General features: G+C 68.4%; 15 protein-coding genes. 6 read left to right on the forward strand and 9 right to left on the reverse strand.

Going from position 1 to position 14705, the window contains the following annotated elements:
• The first annotated feature begins 46 nt into the window (after positions 1 to 46).
• Positions 47 to 1198, forward strand: coding sequence for a hypothetical protein (locus tag OG718_RS05630; protein WP_328843456.1), 1152 nt, complete (start codon positions 47 to 49; stop codon positions 1196 to 1198).
• A gap of 334 nt (positions 1199 to 1532) precedes the next feature.
• Here the strand turns inward: OG718_RS05630 and OG718_RS05635 are convergent, their stop codons facing one another.
• The 5 genes from OG718_RS05635 to OG718_RS05655 form a co-directional block, all read right to left on the reverse strand.
• Entirely contained in the window at positions 1533 to 2366 is an 834-nt protein-coding gene (locus tag OG718_RS05635) for a PIG-L family deacetylase (RefSeq protein ID WP_143644417.1), read from the reverse strand.
• 434 nt (positions 2367 to 2800) lie between these two features.
• Positions 2801 to 3562: a PIG-L deacetylase family protein gene (locus OG718_RS05640; RefSeq protein ID WP_328843457.1), complete on the reverse strand. Its 762-nt coding sequence runs from the start codon at positions 3560 to 3562 to the stop codon at positions 2801 to 2803.
• 157 nt (positions 3563 to 3719) lie between these two features.
• A complete protein-coding gene (locus tag OG718_RS05645; RefSeq protein WP_443055325.1) occupies positions 3720 to 4973 on the reverse strand; it encodes a lipase family protein in 1254 nt (417 codons plus the stop codon).
• Positions 4974 to 5773: 800 nt separating this feature from the next.
• Positions 5774 to 6565 carry an inositol monophosphatase family protein gene (locus OG718_RS05650; protein WP_328843459.1) on the reverse strand — a complete coding sequence of 264 codons (792 nt, stop codon included), beginning with the start codon at positions 6563 to 6565 and terminating at the stop codon, positions 5774 to 5776.
• A gap of 203 nt (positions 6566 to 6768) precedes the next feature.
• A complete protein-coding gene (locus OG718_RS05655) occupies positions 6769 to 7368 on the reverse strand; it encodes a DinB family protein (protein ID WP_328843460.1) in 600 nt (199 codons plus the stop codon).
• A gap of 178 nt (positions 7369 to 7546) precedes the next feature.
• On the opposite strand from OG718_RS05655, the gene OG718_RS05660 reads away from it, so the two are divergent.
• Positions 7547 to 8305, forward strand: coding sequence for a class I SAM-dependent methyltransferase (locus OG718_RS05660; protein ID WP_328843461.1), 759 nt, complete (start codon positions 7547 to 7549; stop codon positions 8303 to 8305).
• Here the strand turns inward: OG718_RS05660 and OG718_RS05665 are convergent.
• Together OG718_RS05665 and OG718_RS05670 are read right to left on the reverse strand one after the other, a co-directional pair.
• Complete coding sequence (locus OG718_RS05665; RefSeq protein ID WP_328843462.1) at positions 8289 to 8498, reverse strand: hypothetical protein; 210 nt, start codon at positions 8496 to 8498, stop codon at positions 8289 to 8291. The genes OG718_RS05660 and OG718_RS05665 overlap by 17 nt on opposite strands.
• A 59-nt stretch (positions 8499 to 8557) precedes the next feature.
• Positions 8558 to 9115, reverse strand: coding sequence for an SRPBCC family protein (locus OG718_RS05670; RefSeq protein ID WP_328843463.1), 558 nt, complete (start codon positions 9113 to 9115; stop codon positions 8558 to 8560).
• 137 nt (positions 9116 to 9252) lie between these two features.
• Between OG718_RS05670 and OG718_RS05675 the strand changes: the two genes are divergently transcribed.
• The 4 genes from OG718_RS05675 (at position 9253) to OG718_RS05690 (ending at position 13847) form a co-directional block, all read left to right on the forward strand.
• Positions 9253 to 10158: a helix-turn-helix transcriptional regulator gene (locus OG718_RS05675; RefSeq protein WP_328843464.1), complete on the forward strand. Its 906-nt coding sequence runs from the start codon at positions 9253 to 9255 to the stop codon at positions 10156 to 10158.
• 93 nt (positions 10159 to 10251) lie between these two features.
• Complete coding sequence (locus tag OG718_RS05680) at positions 10252 to 11280, forward strand: hypothetical protein (RefSeq protein WP_328843465.1); 1029 nt, start codon at positions 10252 to 10254, stop codon at positions 11278 to 11280.
• 59 nt (positions 11281 to 11339) lie between these two features.
• Positions 11340 to 12239, forward strand: a complete 900-nt coding sequence (locus OG718_RS05685; RefSeq protein WP_328843466.1) for an MBL fold metallo-hydrolase — start codon at positions 11340 to 11342, stop codon at positions 12237 to 12239.
• 117 nt (positions 12240 to 12356) lie between these two features.
• Positions 12357 to 13847, forward strand: coding sequence for a carboxylesterase/lipase family protein (locus OG718_RS05690; RefSeq protein ID WP_328843467.1), 1491 nt, complete (start codon positions 12357 to 12359; stop codon positions 13845 to 13847).
• A gap of 31 nt (positions 13848 to 13878) precedes the next feature.
• Here OG718_RS05690 and OG718_RS05695 read toward each other — a convergent pair whose 3' ends face one another.
• Together OG718_RS05695 and OG718_RS05700 are read right to left on the reverse strand one after the other, a co-directional pair.
• A complete protein-coding gene (locus OG718_RS05695) occupies positions 13879 to 14289 on the reverse strand; it encodes a hypothetical protein (protein WP_328843468.1) in 411 nt (136 codons plus the stop codon).
• Between the two features lie 91 nt (positions 14290 to 14380).
• Positions 14381 to 14704, reverse strand: a complete 324-nt coding sequence (locus tag OG718_RS05700; protein ID WP_328843469.1) for an SCO4225 family membrane protein — start codon at positions 14702 to 14704, stop codon at positions 14381 to 14383.
• Position 14705 lies beyond the last annotated feature (1 nt).

Genomic DNA, 14705 nt, shown 5'->3' on the forward strand with positions numbered 1-14705 from the left:
GCACGGACCATACTGGTCGGGCCTTGATCTCCCACAGAACGGTTCCATGACCAAGAACAGCAGCTCTTCGACGACCGTCCCCGGCACCGCATGGCTGGCGCGCGGATACCATCCCGGGCCCGAACCCGAGCGGGACGTCCGGCGCAACTTGATCGCCCTCAAGGCAGCTGGGGTCCTCGACGACTTCCTGGACCTCGACCCCGCAGAGGCGGCCCGCTCCACCGTCCTGCACCCGCGGGAGGAGTCCGCCGGACCCGGACCGTCAGCCCGTCGGCTCTTCGAGGCCCGCTGGCGCGTGGCCGACGGCGTCACGGTGCGCGCCCAGTTGACCATGTACGAGGATGGGGTCCGCCGCGCGGACAACGAGGGAATCACCTGGGTCCTGGCCGCTGAGGCAGAACTGGCATGGAACCCCCAGTGGCCCTCGCCCGCCACCATGTTCTGGCCCGACAGCGACCGAATCGCCTGGGACCACGACTTGGTACCGGGAGTGCGCCTGCGGGCGGCGAACCACCTGCCCGAGGACGAGAGCGAGCTGCGCCGCCGCCTGCGCGACTGCTCCCGCAACACCTGGTACATCCATGTCGTGGTCCATGAGGCCATGACGCCCGACGCCAGGGGACAGCAGCCGCTCTCCGCGTTCCTGCCGCCAAGCCTGCGGCACCGGGTGGTTGAGCACCGGGCCACGCCGGCGCAGGCTCAGGTTGCCGACTTCGCGATGAAACGGGCGCTGAATGTGCGGATGCCGCGCGGCGGCGCCGTCGTCCTGCCCACGCAGCCGCGGAGCCCGGACTACGACGCGGAGCACTTCACCGTGCACAGTGTCTTCCTGGACGGCTCGGAACCAACAGAGCTTCTTGGCCTCATCGAGGAGTTCGCCAAGCTGCCGCGCCCCCTGCCCGAGGGCGCCGAGCAGGCCCTGACGCAACTGCGCCAGGGCTGGCACCTGTTGACCCCGGACGAGGAACTGGCCCATGCGCAGGGCATGGTCATCAAATACGCCGAAGCACTCGATGCCATGACAAAGTCCTGTGATCTCTACCGGGAGGCGGCCGAAGCAGCCCAGGCCGCACTGGCCGAGTTCACCAACGGTGACGGTTCGCCCCGGACGCCCGTGCCGGGGACGGCCGGGGCGGGCAGCTCACCACTGAACGCCATCAGGAAGGGACTCGGCCGCTTCCGAGACCCGAACAAGTAGTACGCACGATGCCCATCGCGTGTGCCCGTCGGAACCGAAGCCGTCAGCCCCGTCAACCCGACTCATCCTCACGGAGCCCGATTGGAGACTGACCTCGTGACCTGCTGCTTCTCCCGTTGCCTCACGGCCTGTCGGACATCGGATCCTCGGCTTCGTGTCGCTTCCCCGGCGGTCCGTCTTGATCGGAGCAGACCGCCGGGCTTGTGACCTGGGCTGCCGCGCACCTGGACGCGGGCTTCCGGAGCGGAACTCGCGTGGACAAGCCTCCGGGTGTGTGACCCGCTCGAACGCGCCGTGCGGTCGATGCGCTTTGCCGACCGGTCGGACGGGCGGGTCAGCGCAGTCCGGCGAAGAGGTCGTTCTCGGGTGTGGCCGCGCCTGTGGCGTCCTGGACACGTACGAACGTCTCCATGCCCATCAGCTCGCCGAACCTCTCCTTGCCCATCTTGAGGAAGAAGATGTTCTCGCCCTGACTGGCGTGCGCGGCCAGCGCGTCGAACTTCTGACCGCTGAACCCGGTGGTGTCCACCCACGTGGTGATCTCATCGTCGGGGAGGCCGATCTCGGCCATCGCGGCGGCCTCGGCAGGATCCGGCTCCGGCATGTCCTCATGAAACTCGCGCATGATCTCGCCGAACCGCTGCATCATCGAGCGGGGCATCGTGGTCCAGTACACCTTCGGTGTCAGCGCGGTCATCTCCAGCGCCGCCATCGTGATGCGGTGGGCCTGGATGTGGTCGGGGTGGCCGTAGAAGCCGTTCTCGTCATAGGTGACGACCACATCAGGTCGGTAGTGCCGCATGAGTTCCGCGAGGCGGGCCGCACCTTCCTCCACGGGGGTCTGCCAGAAAGATCCGGGGGCGTCGTTGCTCGGCCAGCCCATCATCCCGGAGTCGGCATAGTCCAACATCTCCAGATCGCTGACCTTCAGGACCTCACAGCTCGCCTCAAGTTCCTGACGGCGCATCACTGCGATCGCCGCCGGATCGTGCCCGGGATCACCCGGCTTGACACCGCCCGGTCCGTCACCGCAACCGCCGTCGGTACACGTCACGAGAACCGTGCGAATGCCTTCGGCCGCATACCGCGCCAGGACCCCTCCGGTTCCGGTGGCCTCGTCATCGGGGTGGGCGTGTACTGCCATGAGCGTCAAGGGCCGGTCAGTCATGAAACAGTCCTCCTGCAGAAATACGTCTTGGTCCAAGTAGCGCGGCGGGCATACCGCGATCCCCGGGCCCGGATCCTGGTGGGGCGGACGACCTTGTGGTCCCCGTGTTCCCCACCCGTGCGGCGCCGGTGCCTCGGTCGATGCAACCGCGTCGGCCGGACCGGTGTTCCCGGCGCGCCCGCTTGGCCTTCCGCGCGTCGGCGTTCCCACGCGAACGAGGTAGAAGCGCGACCTGCACGTCTCAGCGCCATGTCGGATCCGGTAAACCTCCGCGACGTACCCCGAGGGCTCCTGGTCGCAGATTCCGTGGCCAAATCTCACGGCAGACGGCTCCTTGGCGGCCGATTTTCCACGAATTTGAGATCAGGTGGTCAGTGTGTTCGCTCTGTGGAGTGAGTCGTACGTCGGGCACATCGTCAACGAGTGCCCCCGAGTCAGTCCTGCACGGCTTCGGTGAAGAAATCCGGTGGTGCCTGCAGGTCGTGAGCGCGGAACAGGACGGCGTGCTCGACGCCCATGGCCTTGCCGCTCATCGCGGTGAACTTCGGGATGAAGTCCTCGGGGGCGGGGTGGCCCGGGAGCGCGGCCAGGTACGCGGCGTGCGCCTCGAGCGAGGCCACGCCGCGACGCAGCGGCTCGCCCGTGACCTCGACGCCGTGGGTCGCACCGGAGCCGACGAGGCCGGGGACGAGGAGCCAGCGCACGGAGTGCGGCTGTAGATCCTCATCGTCGACCTGCTCCGGGAAGACCCACCGGTTCCCCGCGTCGCGCACCGCGTCGAGCGTCGCGAGCCCGGCCGCGCGATGGTCGGCCTGGTCGAAGCCGTAGGGCGTTTCGAGCTCGTAACCAGTGCCGAGTACGACGTCGGGCTTGAACCGACGGATCTCCCGGCAGATGTCCCGGCGCAGGTCGAGGCCGTAGACGAGCACGCCGTCCGGATGTTCGAGGACGGTCAGGTGCTCCACACCGACGACGGCGCAGGCGGCCTGCTGCTCGGCGACGCGCAGGCGTGCCGTCTCCTCAGGAGGGTTCGGCATGCCGGCCTCGCCGCGGGTGAGCAGCAGATAACCGACCTCGATGTCGCGCGCGGTCCAGCGAGCGACGGCCGCGGACGTGCCGTACTCCATGTCATCAGGGTGCGCGACGACACAGAGCACGCGCTGGAAGGACTCCTCGGGGAGAGCAGGCAATGTCATGTCTGCCATCCTTCCGCCCCCAGGGCCCGCCGTCCGCCGTTTGGACGTGCCGGTGAACGTACTGTGCGATCAGCGCACAGGCACGGTCTGCGGACAGACACCTTGGCGCTGTCACCTGAGTGCCAGGTGACAGCGCCAGAGGACGGTGCCGGAAGGATCAGCAGTTGCCGTATTCCGTCTTCCCCGCGAACCGGTCGCCCAGCCAGGCGACGACGTCATTCACCGCCTGGTTGTCGGCGGTCAGGTGCTCGCCCGGATAGGTCTTCCAGCGCGTGGGCACCTGGGCGGAGCAGTACGCCTGCCGGGTCGCGTCCTCGGTCTCGGTCGGGATCACCTCGTCGAACAGCCCGCGGTACTGCATGACGGGGAAGCCGATTTCGTACTTGGCGCCCGAGCCCCTCGGCCCGATGCGTGTGCCCAGCTTCTGCCGGTCCACGACCTCGCCCCACGTGGTGCCGTCACCGCCCGCCAGGGCGTAAATCCCGTCGAGGGAAAGCTGGTCCGTGCTGTAGTTCTCGACCTTCTGTCCCGCGAAGTTCGCGATGGTTCCCACCAAGCACAGGGACTTGGCCTTCTCGATTGCCTCCTTGCCGGTGCCGTTCATGATTTCGTCGAACGGCATCTGCGGGTGCGCGGCCGCCAGGCCGACCAGGGCGTCCGCGAGGAAGCCCGCGAAGGGACCGCCGTCCAGGGCCTTCGCGACGGCCTTCAGATCACCGGGGACACCTCCGGAGGCGTCGGCGACGACGTTGACATCGGGTGCGTACGAGTCCGCCAGCTGCGCCGCCCAGAGGCTGGCCGCGCCTCCTTCCGAGTAGCCCCAGAGGCCGACCGGCGCCTTGCCGTCCAGGCCGCTGCCGGGTACGGCGGGCGCGACCCTGGCGATGTCCAGCAGTGCGTGCCCGGCGTCCTGCCCGGAGACGTACGGGTGGGTCTGCCCGGTCAGATAGCCCGCCCCGTCCGTGGCGGCGATGGCGTAACCGGCCTTCAGGGCGGCGGAGATGTTGTCGCCCTCGTACGCGTCCTGGTACTCGCCGGCCAGTTGCTTGGAGAAGGCGCACTGGGGGCCGAGGCCCAGCGTGCCGGGGTTGAACGCCACGATCGGGCGCGGCCCCGGACCCCGCCACTCGGCCTTCGGCACCGCGACCGTACCGGAGACGGCTACCGGCCCGCCGGCATTGTTCGTGGAGCTGTACTGCACCTTCCAGGCGTCCATGGGGATGTTGCCCGGCACGTGCGGCAGCTTGGTCGGGCGGCAGGAGACGACCTGGCCGGGCGTGGCGGGGGCGGCGGCCGGCGGAGTGTAGATCGCGTCGTCCGCGGCGTCACAGTCGGCGGTCGGCTCGGATGCTCCGGCGGTGTAGGCCGGAACCGTGAGCCCCGCCGCCACGAGGGACCCCATCCCGAGCATCACCAGCGGCTTCTTCTTCCGTTTCGCTGTTTCCTTTCGCAAGGCTGGCTCCCTCGGAATCGGTTGGATGCGAAGTTACGGCTGAGTAAGTTACGTCCGGATGAGGTGGGTTCATAGTCAGCGACCCCACAACTGCTTCGGCGGGACTGTGCGCAAGACACAAGAGGTCACCGGCGTGCCGCGCCACGATCGGAACCTGCCGGGCCCGCGGCGCCGCAGGCCGCGGTTCTCCGAATCCGGTGTGCCGCGTGAGCTGCGGGTACCGGAGTCGGCGGCGCCCGCTCGACTCCGCGAGGCCGCGCGGCGCCACGGAAGGCGTTCGGCGCCGGCCCTCTGGGGACGGCGGTCGAGCTACGGTGCACTGTGCCTCTCGCCGTGCCGAATCGGCGCTGCTCTGCACCGGCAGAGCGTGCTCCGCGGCGACTGGGTGGGCCTGGTGCAGATCCGCGTTGTGTGCCGGCTGTGCCCTGCACCTGGGCTGGGGTCCTCAACACCGTGCTCCGCTATGCGACCGCGACGCGTTGGCAGGACACCTTCCGCGAGAGCCGGTCGCGGCCCAGCAGGCTGGATCCCCACACGTCCTACTTGCAGCGACGGGTCGCCGCAGGAGGCACAGGCGTCACCCGGCTGTACAGCAAACTGCTTGCGGCGAGATACTCCTCGGCCGCCTCGGTGCCAGGCTCCCCGCCTGGATCGACGCCGTTGGCGCCAGCCAACTGCTCGGCCTCACCGGCTTCGCACACTCCACGCTCAGTAACCCTCGGCGGCTGCTCCACAACTGCTCCATCTGTCGCGCAGCTTCAGCTGCGAATCATCGACATGAGCAGCTGGTGGGTTTCGCCGTCGGCGGCCACGACAAGTCCGCGGCCTGCCTGTCCGATCGGGGCGCCGTCGATCCCGGTGACGACGCAGCCGGCTGCCTGGCACAGAGCGATGCCGGCGGCGAAGTGCACGCTCCCAGACAGGTCGTCGCCATCCGTGACGTATGCGGCGCGCTTGCCGGCGGCGACCCAGGCCAATGCCAGAGTCGTGGACACCACCCGGGGCCGGAACCGTTCCACGAATCGGTGCTGGGCCAGCAAGTTCACAGCCCGGAAGCCGGGCGCGCTGGGGAACGGCGGATCCAGATTGACATCCACGAGTCGGGTGGCAGACGTGGGCGCCAGCTGGGCATCGTCACCCTTGTGCCGTACCCAGGCGGTCTCACCATCGGTGAAGAAGACCTCGCCGCTGAACGGGTCGGCCACCGCTGCCGCACCGCTGCGCAGCGCCACGTTGACGGCTACGAGCATGTTGCCGACGGCGTAGTTCAGCGTGCCGCACAGGGGATCCACCAACCACTGACGCGCGGCCCCTGCGACACCCTGCTGTCCGCCTTCTTCGCCAAGCACACCATCATCGGGCCGAGCAGTGTGGATGACGCTGAGGATCATCTTCTCGGCATCAACATCGGCGGCGGTGGCGAAGTCCCCGGCGCCCTTGTCGGTGCGGGCGAGCCGCTGGCCGTACAGGTTGCGCACCATGTCCGCACCGGCACGTGCCGCAGATATCGCAACCTCAGCATCGGCAAAGCCCGCATACGAGTTGGTCATGTCACGCAGGATATCGGCGGCCGAAGCGCAGATCGTCGTCTGCCGGACCCATCCCGATGCTCGCAGTCCAACGCGCTGCTACGCTCCGCGACCACTCCCCAACATCTGTGCCAGGGCCTGGTTTTGACGTCAGCCAGGGGCTTGCGGTGGCACGGCGGAGTGTCCGTCTGCCGCAGGGGTCGGCGACGAAGAGTGAGATGAGATCAGTCGCTGCCGGCTTCCCGCGCCACACGCTCCAGACGGCTCCGGTAGCCCTCCCACCATGCCTGATCACCTGGTGGCATGTTGTCCTTGCCCTGCGAATACCCGACGGATCCGTCAATGAGCTCTCGCACGATGTCGGCATGGCCCGCGTGCCGCTGGGTTTCGGAGATCATGCGTACCAGGACGTGGTGCAGCGTCACCTCTCGCCGTTCCTCCGGCCACCACGGGACGTGACCGATCGCGTCAAGCGTCAGCGTCGCGATCGTACTGTTGGAGTGCGCCCACGCCTGGTGATACAGCCCCACGATCTCTTCGCGCGACTCGTCCGCAGAGGCCCACATGTCCGATTCGGATTCCGCGTCCTCCGTATACCACCAGGGCGGCGGCTCTTCGTCGAAGAACGGCCGCCCGAACGTGTCGCCGAAGTACCCCAGCTCCACGCCGGCGACATGTTTGACCAAGCCCAACAGGTTCGTGCCCGTGGGAGTCAGCGGGCGACGGACGTCGTATTCCGAGAGCCCATCGAGCTTCCACACCAGGGCATCACGCACCTCTTGCAGGTATCGGAGAAGGTCCGATTTCGCGTTCGGTTCGATCATGCCGGGCAGTCTTGCACCCGGCACTGACAGCCGGGCTCCACAGTTGTGCCGCTAGGCCGAAGGATGAACGTGCTCATCAAGATGAGGCTTGTTCGGGGCCCGTCAATCACTTGCGCTCGACGCGGATCCCGCCGCGCACCGCTGACAACTCCTCCCCGCACCCAGAAAGATCGCGGGCATGGCATCTCACGCGAACCAAGCCCGCGCCCTGTCCTTCGACACCGTTGCCACGCAATACGCTGCCGCCCGCCCGGACTATCCGCCGGCCCTCTTCGACGCCGTTGAGGAACTCGCCGGCCGACCGCTGGCCGGCGCCGACGTGCTGGATTGCGGGGCCGGCACCGGCATCGCCACCCGGCTGCTCCGCGAACGCGGCGCCCACGTCGTCGCCCTGGAGCCGGGCGCCGGCATGGCCGCCGAGCTGCGCGCGGCCGAACGGAAGATCCCGCTGGTGCGGGGCGAGGGGAACCGCCTCCCCTTCGCCGCCGACACCTTCGACATGATCACCTACGCCCAGGCCTGGCACTGGACCGACCCGGCCCAGTCCCTCCCCGAAGCGCTGCGCGTGTTACGCCCGCACGGCGCGCTGGCCCTGTGGTGGAACCAGGCCGACGTCCGCGTCCCATGGGTCGCGGCGGAGGATGCCCGACTCGCGCCCTTCACTCGCAACTACCCGGCAACCGTGGCCGAGTTGTTCGCCCCGTTCCCGGTCCACGTGTGCACCCGCGAGATCCCGTGGTCGCGCCGGATCACCGTCGAAGAGCACATCCGTAACCTCGGCACCCACTCGCACTTCGCGGTCATGGACCCCATCGAGCGGGCCGAACTCCTCGACACCAACCACGCCGCGCTGGCGCGGCTCTTCCCCGACGGCAATCTCGACGAGCCGTACCGGTGCGGCCTGACCGTCGTGCGATCAGTCACCACACGCACCTGAACATCAATACGGTGGCTGCACAGATCAGGAGCCCTGGAGTGCCGCCGAAGAACAGGCTCTGGACGAGCCCGGTTCCTGTTTCCGAGTCGTCGCCGCTCATGCTCAGGCCGGTGAGGAAGTTGAAGGCCATCAGGGCAGTGGTGGCGGTGAGAGCGAGTCGCGCCCGGTTTCGACCAGTGAACGTGCTCAGCACCCAGTCGGCACCATCTACGACGAGCGCGACGAGCGAAAGCTGGAAGGGTGCCTTTCACTTCAGAGGGGCAATCCGCTCGGCCTGCTCCCACATTCCTTACGCTGGCCCGCGATCCACTCCGCCAGGGAGATCAGGGTGGCTTCCGCGCTGTTCGCCATGTGGTCTCGCAGGGCATACAGGTCCTCAGGTGCGTTGCCCAGGACCGGGTCGGTGCGCAGCAGTCTCCAGGTTTGCTGGACGATGCTGCCGGCGCCCTGCTTGTAGAGGTGCCAGTCCCAACGGACTATGCCTTTCTCGGCTCCGCCGACGACGAAGGCGAACGCGACACCCGTGTCGGCCTGCACCACCTCGGAGTAGGTGACCCATTCACGCCCGTCGCGGCGGTTGCGTCCGCTGAACCGTGCGCCGACCCTTGGGCCGCCACCCGGCTCGTAGCTCACGGCGCTGGCGCTCGGGCTCCAATTCTCAATCATAGAAACGTCGCTGATCAGGGAATACACGGAGTCCGGCGCCAAGTCGACCCAGCACCGCCTGGTGAAGGTGAATGGCGTCAGATCGAGGCCGTCCAGCGAATTTTGCGGGTTGGGGGCGGTGCTCCCGGACGTAGTAGTGCTCACAGGGACTCCCAGAGTGAAGACGACAGAGGGGATGTGCGGCTCATCATGAGGGCCGGCGTGGGGAGCAACCAGACCCTGCGGATCCCTACCCCAGCAGGGTGAGGCGCGGCTCGGCGACGCCGCGCATACTCGATTTCATGAACGAGCACGGGCAACTCGCCGACTTCCTCCAGGCACGCCGGGGCCTTCTGCATCCCGAGGATGTCGGGTTGCAGACCTACGGTGAGCGGCGCCGGGTGCCGGGGCTGCGAAGGGAGGAGCTGGCGATGCTCGCGGGAATCAGTGCGCCTTACTACACCCGGCTTGAGCAGGGCCAGTCACGCAACGCCTCACGCGAGGTGCTCGATGCCCTCGCGACTGCCTTGCGCCTGGACGACTCCGAGCGGGCCCATCTGCACGAGCTCGCTCGTGCGCCGAAGCCGGGCAAAGCGGCACCCCGTCCCCGTCCCGAGTACATCAGCCCGGCCACCAGCGCGTTGCTGGCAGCTCTTGAAGGCACTCCCGCCATCGTCATGGGCCGCCGTACTGACGTTCTGGCCTGGAACACCCAAGGTCACGCACTATTCGCCGGCCACCTCGACCAGGCCAGCCCCGCCGAACCGGGCCGTCGGCCGAACATGGCCAAACTGGTGTTCCTCGACGCGCACACCCGCGACCTCTATACCGATTGGCCCGCCAAGGCCAGGGCCGTGGTCGGCAACCTGCGCCTCACCGCCGGCCGATACCCGCAGGATCCTCTGCTGGCCGGGCTCGTCGGCGAACTGACCATGCGCAGCCCGGAGTTCGCCACCATGTGGGCCGATCACAAAATCCTGACCTGTGACGTCGCCGACTACGAGATGCACCACCCCTCGGTCGGAACCCTGACCGTCACCCAGCAGACGCTCCAAAGTCCACAAGGAAGCGGACCAGTCGTGGTGATTGCCACAGCCACCCCGGGCTCCCCCTCCGCGACAGCCCTGAAGCTGCTCGCCCACGGCGCCACGCCTGGGGAAGAGGTCTCCTCGCGCACAGACGCCGACGCAGGGACCCACACCACCTGAACCTCCCTTAACCACACCCCTTTAACCACCATCACCTCGGCATCGCCGCATCGCGGCTTCAGCCTGCCCGGAACCAGTGAACTGAAGGAATCCGTGTCCCATCGATTCACCCGACGAAGCAGCAAGGTCATCACTACGGTCGCCCTGACGGCGGCCACCGCTTCCGCCGCGTTCCTGTCCGCCCAGGCGGCACCGGCGACCACCTATCCCGCACCGCCCGCCCACAGCACCGCAGCACACCTGGGGCACCTGAGCGACGTTCGAATCACCCAGCACTTCGACCTGGCAGCAGGCCAGATGCCGGAGAACATCGCCCTGCTGCCCGACGGCACGGCCTACGTCACCTTGGCCGCCAGCCGCCAGATCGCCCAGATCACACCCCGAGGCAACACTCGCATCCTGGCGACCCTGCCCGCGCCCGCCGACGGCGGAGTCAAAACCCCCGTCCTCGGGTTCCCCCTGGCCACCGGCATCGTCCACGCTCCCGACGGCGCCACGTACGTGCTGTACGCGACCGGTGGCGCCGACCTGACGGGCCTGTGGCGGGTGGCCCCGGGCAAGGCCCCCAAGCGCATATCCGCGCTGCCCGCGAACGGCCTGCCCAACGGTCTCGCCCTGGACCGGCACTCCAAGCGGCTCTACATCACCGACTCGGTACTCGGCACCGTATCGACCGTCCCCCTGTCCGGTGGCCGGCCCACCACCTGGTCGACCGCACCCGAACTCGCCTCGACCGGCTTCCTCGGAGCCAACGGCGCGAAGGTACACGACGGCGCGCTGTGGGTGACCAATCTCGACAAGGGCACCCTCCTGCGCATCCCGATCCGTCACGGCAACCGGGCGGGAGTGCCGCAGGTGAAGGCAACTGGGCTGGCCGGTATCGACGACTTCGCCTTCACCGGCCGCGGCAACGAGGTCCTCGCCACCCTCAACGCCCCCAACAAGGTCGTACGCATCAAGCCCAACGGCACCAGCACCACCGTTCTGGACGCCGGCGACGGACTCCAGAACCCCACCTCCGTCGCCCTGCGCGGCAAGGAGGTGTACGTCCTCAGCGCCGCGTACACCACGGCCAAGGACCCCAACCTCCTGCGCGCCCGCCTGCACGGCCTCCACCGCTGACCCGCGCCCGGCCCCAACACGCCTGACACGAGACGCATCACAGACACAGGAGCAGCGTCATGAGCAACATCACCCTCGGCGACGTCGAGATGACACGGGTCGAGGAGATGCACGGACCGGTCGGCATGACCCCGGACGTCTTCTTCCCCGCATCACCGAAGCATCAGTGGGACGAGCACCGTGCCGTCGTCGTCCCGGACTTCCTCGACGAGGAGACCGACATCTGCAAGGTTGCCGTGCAGACGTGGGTGCTGCGCAGCGAAGGCAAGACCGTCCTGATCGACACCGGGGTCGGGAACCACAAGGAGCGCCCCTACGCACCGCTCTGGGGGCACCTGGAGCTGGACTTCCTCGGCAATCTGGAGCGGGCGGGCGTCCACCCAGACGACGTCGACATCGTGGTCAATACCCACCTGCACGTCGATCACGTCGGCTGGAACACCCGTCTGGAGGGCCAGTCCTGGGTTCCGACCTTCCGCAACGCCTCGTATCTGATGCCCAAAGCCGACTTCGAGTTCTGGAACCCGGCCAACAACCCGAAGATTGCCGGCGGGGTCAACCAGAACGTCTTCGAAGACAGCGTCGCACCCGTATACGCCGCCGGTCAGGTCGAGCTCTGGGAAACAAGCCACCACATCGACGCAAATCTCCGACTGCAGGCCGCACCTGGCCACACCCCGGGATCGAGCGTCGTGATGCTGGCCTCCGGCACCGAGCGCGCGGTCTTCGTGGGCGACCTGCTGCATTCCCCCTTCCAGATCATGCAGCCAGAACACAACAGCTGCTTCTGCGAGGACGCCCACGCCTCCCGTAGGACCCGGCAGGAACTTCTCGGCTGGGCCGCCGACTCCAATGCGCTAGTCGTGCCCGCCCACTTCGCCGGACACGGCGCGCTGGAAGTGGAACGCAGCGGCAGCTCGTTCGGCATCAAGCGGTGGGCCTCGCTCGAGCGTCTCTGACCGTAGGCAGGGTCGAAACCGGGACCCGGCCGCTACCAGAGGGCTGGGTCTCGGTGCCGGTCGTCCCGTACACCTTCATTGCGACCGCCCGCCCCGGGCCCAAGGAGAGACACCATCGTGAGCCACGGCACCGATCCCGTCGTCACTACCGCTCAGGGGGAGGTCCGTGGTCTGCGGCAGGACACCACCACCGTCTTCCTGAACATCCCCTACGCCGCTCCGCCCGTCGGCGCCGGCCGTTTCGCCCCGCCGCAACCGCACGCGTCGTGGGACGGCGTACGGGACGCCACAGTGCCGGGTCCCAACGCCCCTCAGTCCGCGCGCAAGCTCGGCGACGTGGACATGTCCCCCTACTTCGGTGCCGGCTGGAGCCGAGGGGAGGACTACCTCACCGTCAACGTCTGGAGGCCCTCTGCCACGGGCGAAGACCTGCCCGTCATGGTCTTCGTCCACGGCGGCGGATTCGTCGCCGGATCAACCCGGTCCGCGCTGTACGACGGCTCCAGCTTCGCTCGACACGGCGTCGTCCTCGTCACGCTCAACTACCGGCTCGGCATCCCCGGGTTTCTCGACCTCCCCGGAGCGCCCGCCAATCGGGGCCTGCTCGACGTACTGGCCGCGCTGCGCTGGGTGCGGGAGAACATCGCGGCTTTCGGCGGTGATCCTGCCAACGTCACCCTCTTCGGCCAGTCGGCCGGGGCGACCATCGTCGGCGGCGTCCTCGCCACCCCCCGGGCCACCGGCCTCTTCCACCGGGCGATCGTCCAAAGCGGCAGCGGACTGGGGGCGTTCGCCCCTCAGCAGGCCCGCCGCGTCAGCAGGGCAGCAGCCAACGCCCTCGGTGTCGAGCCGCACGCCGACGCCTTCGCGAGCATCTCCGACGAGCGCCTGGTCGAGGCCGCCGGCCGACTCGCGGGCATCGACCTGCAAACCCCGACCCACTACGACCCCCTGGTCGGGCTCAGCCCCTTCAGTCTGGTCCTGGACACGCAGCCTGCCGAATCCGTCGCCGCCGGTCTCGATGCCGACATCGGCCTGCTCATCGGGACCACCGCCGAGGAAGGCAACCTCTACCTCGTCCCCGTAGGCAAATACGCCTCCTCGACGGCAGCCGACGTCAACGCGGTGGCGGCCCGCTCGCACCCGGATCCAGTGCGGCTCGTCGAGACGTACCGCACGTCGCGGCCCGAGGCATCCTTCGGTGAGCTGCGGTCCGCGATCATGGGTGATGCCGTGTTCGGCGCGGGCACCCGGGCCTTGGCCGACGCGCATGCCGCGCATCCCCGGTCCCCCACCTTCTGCTACGAGTTCGCGTGGCGTTCCCAGGCTCAGGGAGGAGAACTCGGCGCCACTCACACGATGGACCTTCCCTTCGTCTTCGATCGCGTGCATCTTCCCCGGCTGCACGGCCCTCACGGCCTGCTCGGCCCGCAGCAGCCGCCTGCGGATCTCGCCTCACGGATGCACAGGGCATGGATCCGGTTCGCCCGGACCGGCGACCCCGGCTGGGAGCCGTACACCAGCGAACGCCGCGCCACCATGCGCATCGACGCGAAGTGGACCCAGCTCGACGACCCTCGCAGCCAGGAACGGCAAGCCTGGAGCTGACCCCCTACCCGCCCGCACACTGCCGAAGTAGTCACCGCAGCCGAGGAGAGCGCGGCCGTGCTCCAGTTGTCCTCCTCCGCCGTGCTGTCGTCAGAGGAGACGACGGGCCGTCGCGGCGGGTCATGCAGAGCTGGTGACCGCTGGAGCCGACGGAGTGGACGTTGTTTCCGGTGGTCAGCCGGTCAGCCTCCCAAGCCGGCATGGCAGCCAGGTGGTCTTGCCCGGTGTGTCCAGCTTCTCGCAGAACAGCCGGTCGGCCGGTGCCGTGCAGTGCGGACTGCCAGCCGCTTCCCCCAAGCGTCGCGGTGTCGGTGTTGTCGGCCCGGTGCCGGGCGGCGAGGGTGCGCACAAGATTCCGAGTGCGGATGGTGGCCTTGGCCGCGGAGAGCGTCTGCGGGTCGTACGTGCCGGTGGTCAGCGCGGTGGCGGCGAGGGCGACCATGGCAGGAGTCAGGACGGCCCGCTCGTCGGTGCCCTTGAGATCGATGTGGCCGTCGGTCGGCCCTGGTGTTCGAGACAGGCCTCGCGGGGTCCTAGTGCTCCGGGCGCCCGCCGCGGCGCAGAGCGCGGGTGCACCAGCCGATGATCGCGGTGTTGACCGCCGCCCCGAGGGCGATGGCGGTGATGAACATGGCGCTGTAGTCCGGCAGCACGAGGAGTACGAGGCTGGCGGGGGCTGTCGCCAGGAGCGGGATGACGCCGGCCATGGACGCGTCCGTGCTTTCGCCGGCGGTCACCGCCAGTGCCCAGATGAGCAGGACGGCGCAGACGCCGAGGTAGGCGAGGCCGACGGCGCCGACGTGGTCGCGCAGTCGGCGGGGCACGGATCGGCGGGAATCGGAAGTGGTGCCGGTCATG

Origin of the sequence: Streptomyces sp. NBC_00258 (genome assembly GCF_036182465.1) — a bacterium.
Lineage (GTDB): Bacteria > Actinomycetota > Actinomycetes > Streptomycetales > Streptomycetaceae > Streptomyces.

Excerpts from the sequence above, each read along its gene's own strand:
- OG718_RS05645 (WP_443055325.1), bottom strand. The coding sequence starts at position 4,973 with ATGCTCGGGATGGGGTCCCTCGTGGCGGCGGGGCTCACGGTTCCGGCC.
- OG718_RS05695 (WP_328843468.1), bottom strand. The coding sequence starts at position 14,289 with ATGGTCGCCCTCGCCGCCACCGCGCTGACCACCGGCACGTACGACCCG.
- OG718_RS05700 (WP_328843469.1), bottom strand. The coding sequence starts at position 14,704 with ATGACCGGCACCACTTCCGATTCCCGCCGATCCGTGCCCCGCCGACTG.
- OG718_RS05650 (WP_328843459.1), bottom strand. The coding sequence starts at position 6,565 with ATGACCAACTCGTATGCGGGCTTTGCCGATGCTGAGGTTGCGATATCT.
- OG718_RS05655 (WP_328843460.1), bottom strand. The coding sequence starts at position 7,368 with ATGATCGAACCGAACGCGAAATCGGACCTTCTCCGATACCTGCAAGAG.
- OG718_RS05630 (WP_328843456.1), top strand. The coding sequence starts at position 47 with ATGACCAAGAACAGCAGCTCTTCGACGACCGTCCCCGGCACCGCATGG.
- OG718_RS05635 (WP_143644417.1), bottom strand. The coding sequence starts at position 2,366 with ATGACTGACCGGCCCTTGACGCTCATGGCAGTACACGCCCACCCCGAT.
- OG718_RS05685 (WP_328843466.1), top strand. The coding sequence starts at position 11,340 with ATGAGCAACATCACCCTCGGCGACGTCGAGATGACACGGGTCGAGGAG.
- OG718_RS05660 (WP_328843461.1), top strand. The coding sequence starts at position 7,547 with ATGGCATCTCACGCGAACCAAGCCCGCGCCCTGTCCTTCGACACCGTT.
- OG718_RS05675 (WP_328843464.1), top strand. The coding sequence starts at position 9,253 with ATGAACGAGCACGGGCAACTCGCCGACTTCCTCCAGGCACGCCGGGGC.
- OG718_RS05640 (WP_328843457.1), bottom strand. The coding sequence starts at position 3,562 with ATGACATTGCCTGCTCTCCCCGAGGAGTCCTTCCAGCGCGTGCTCTGT.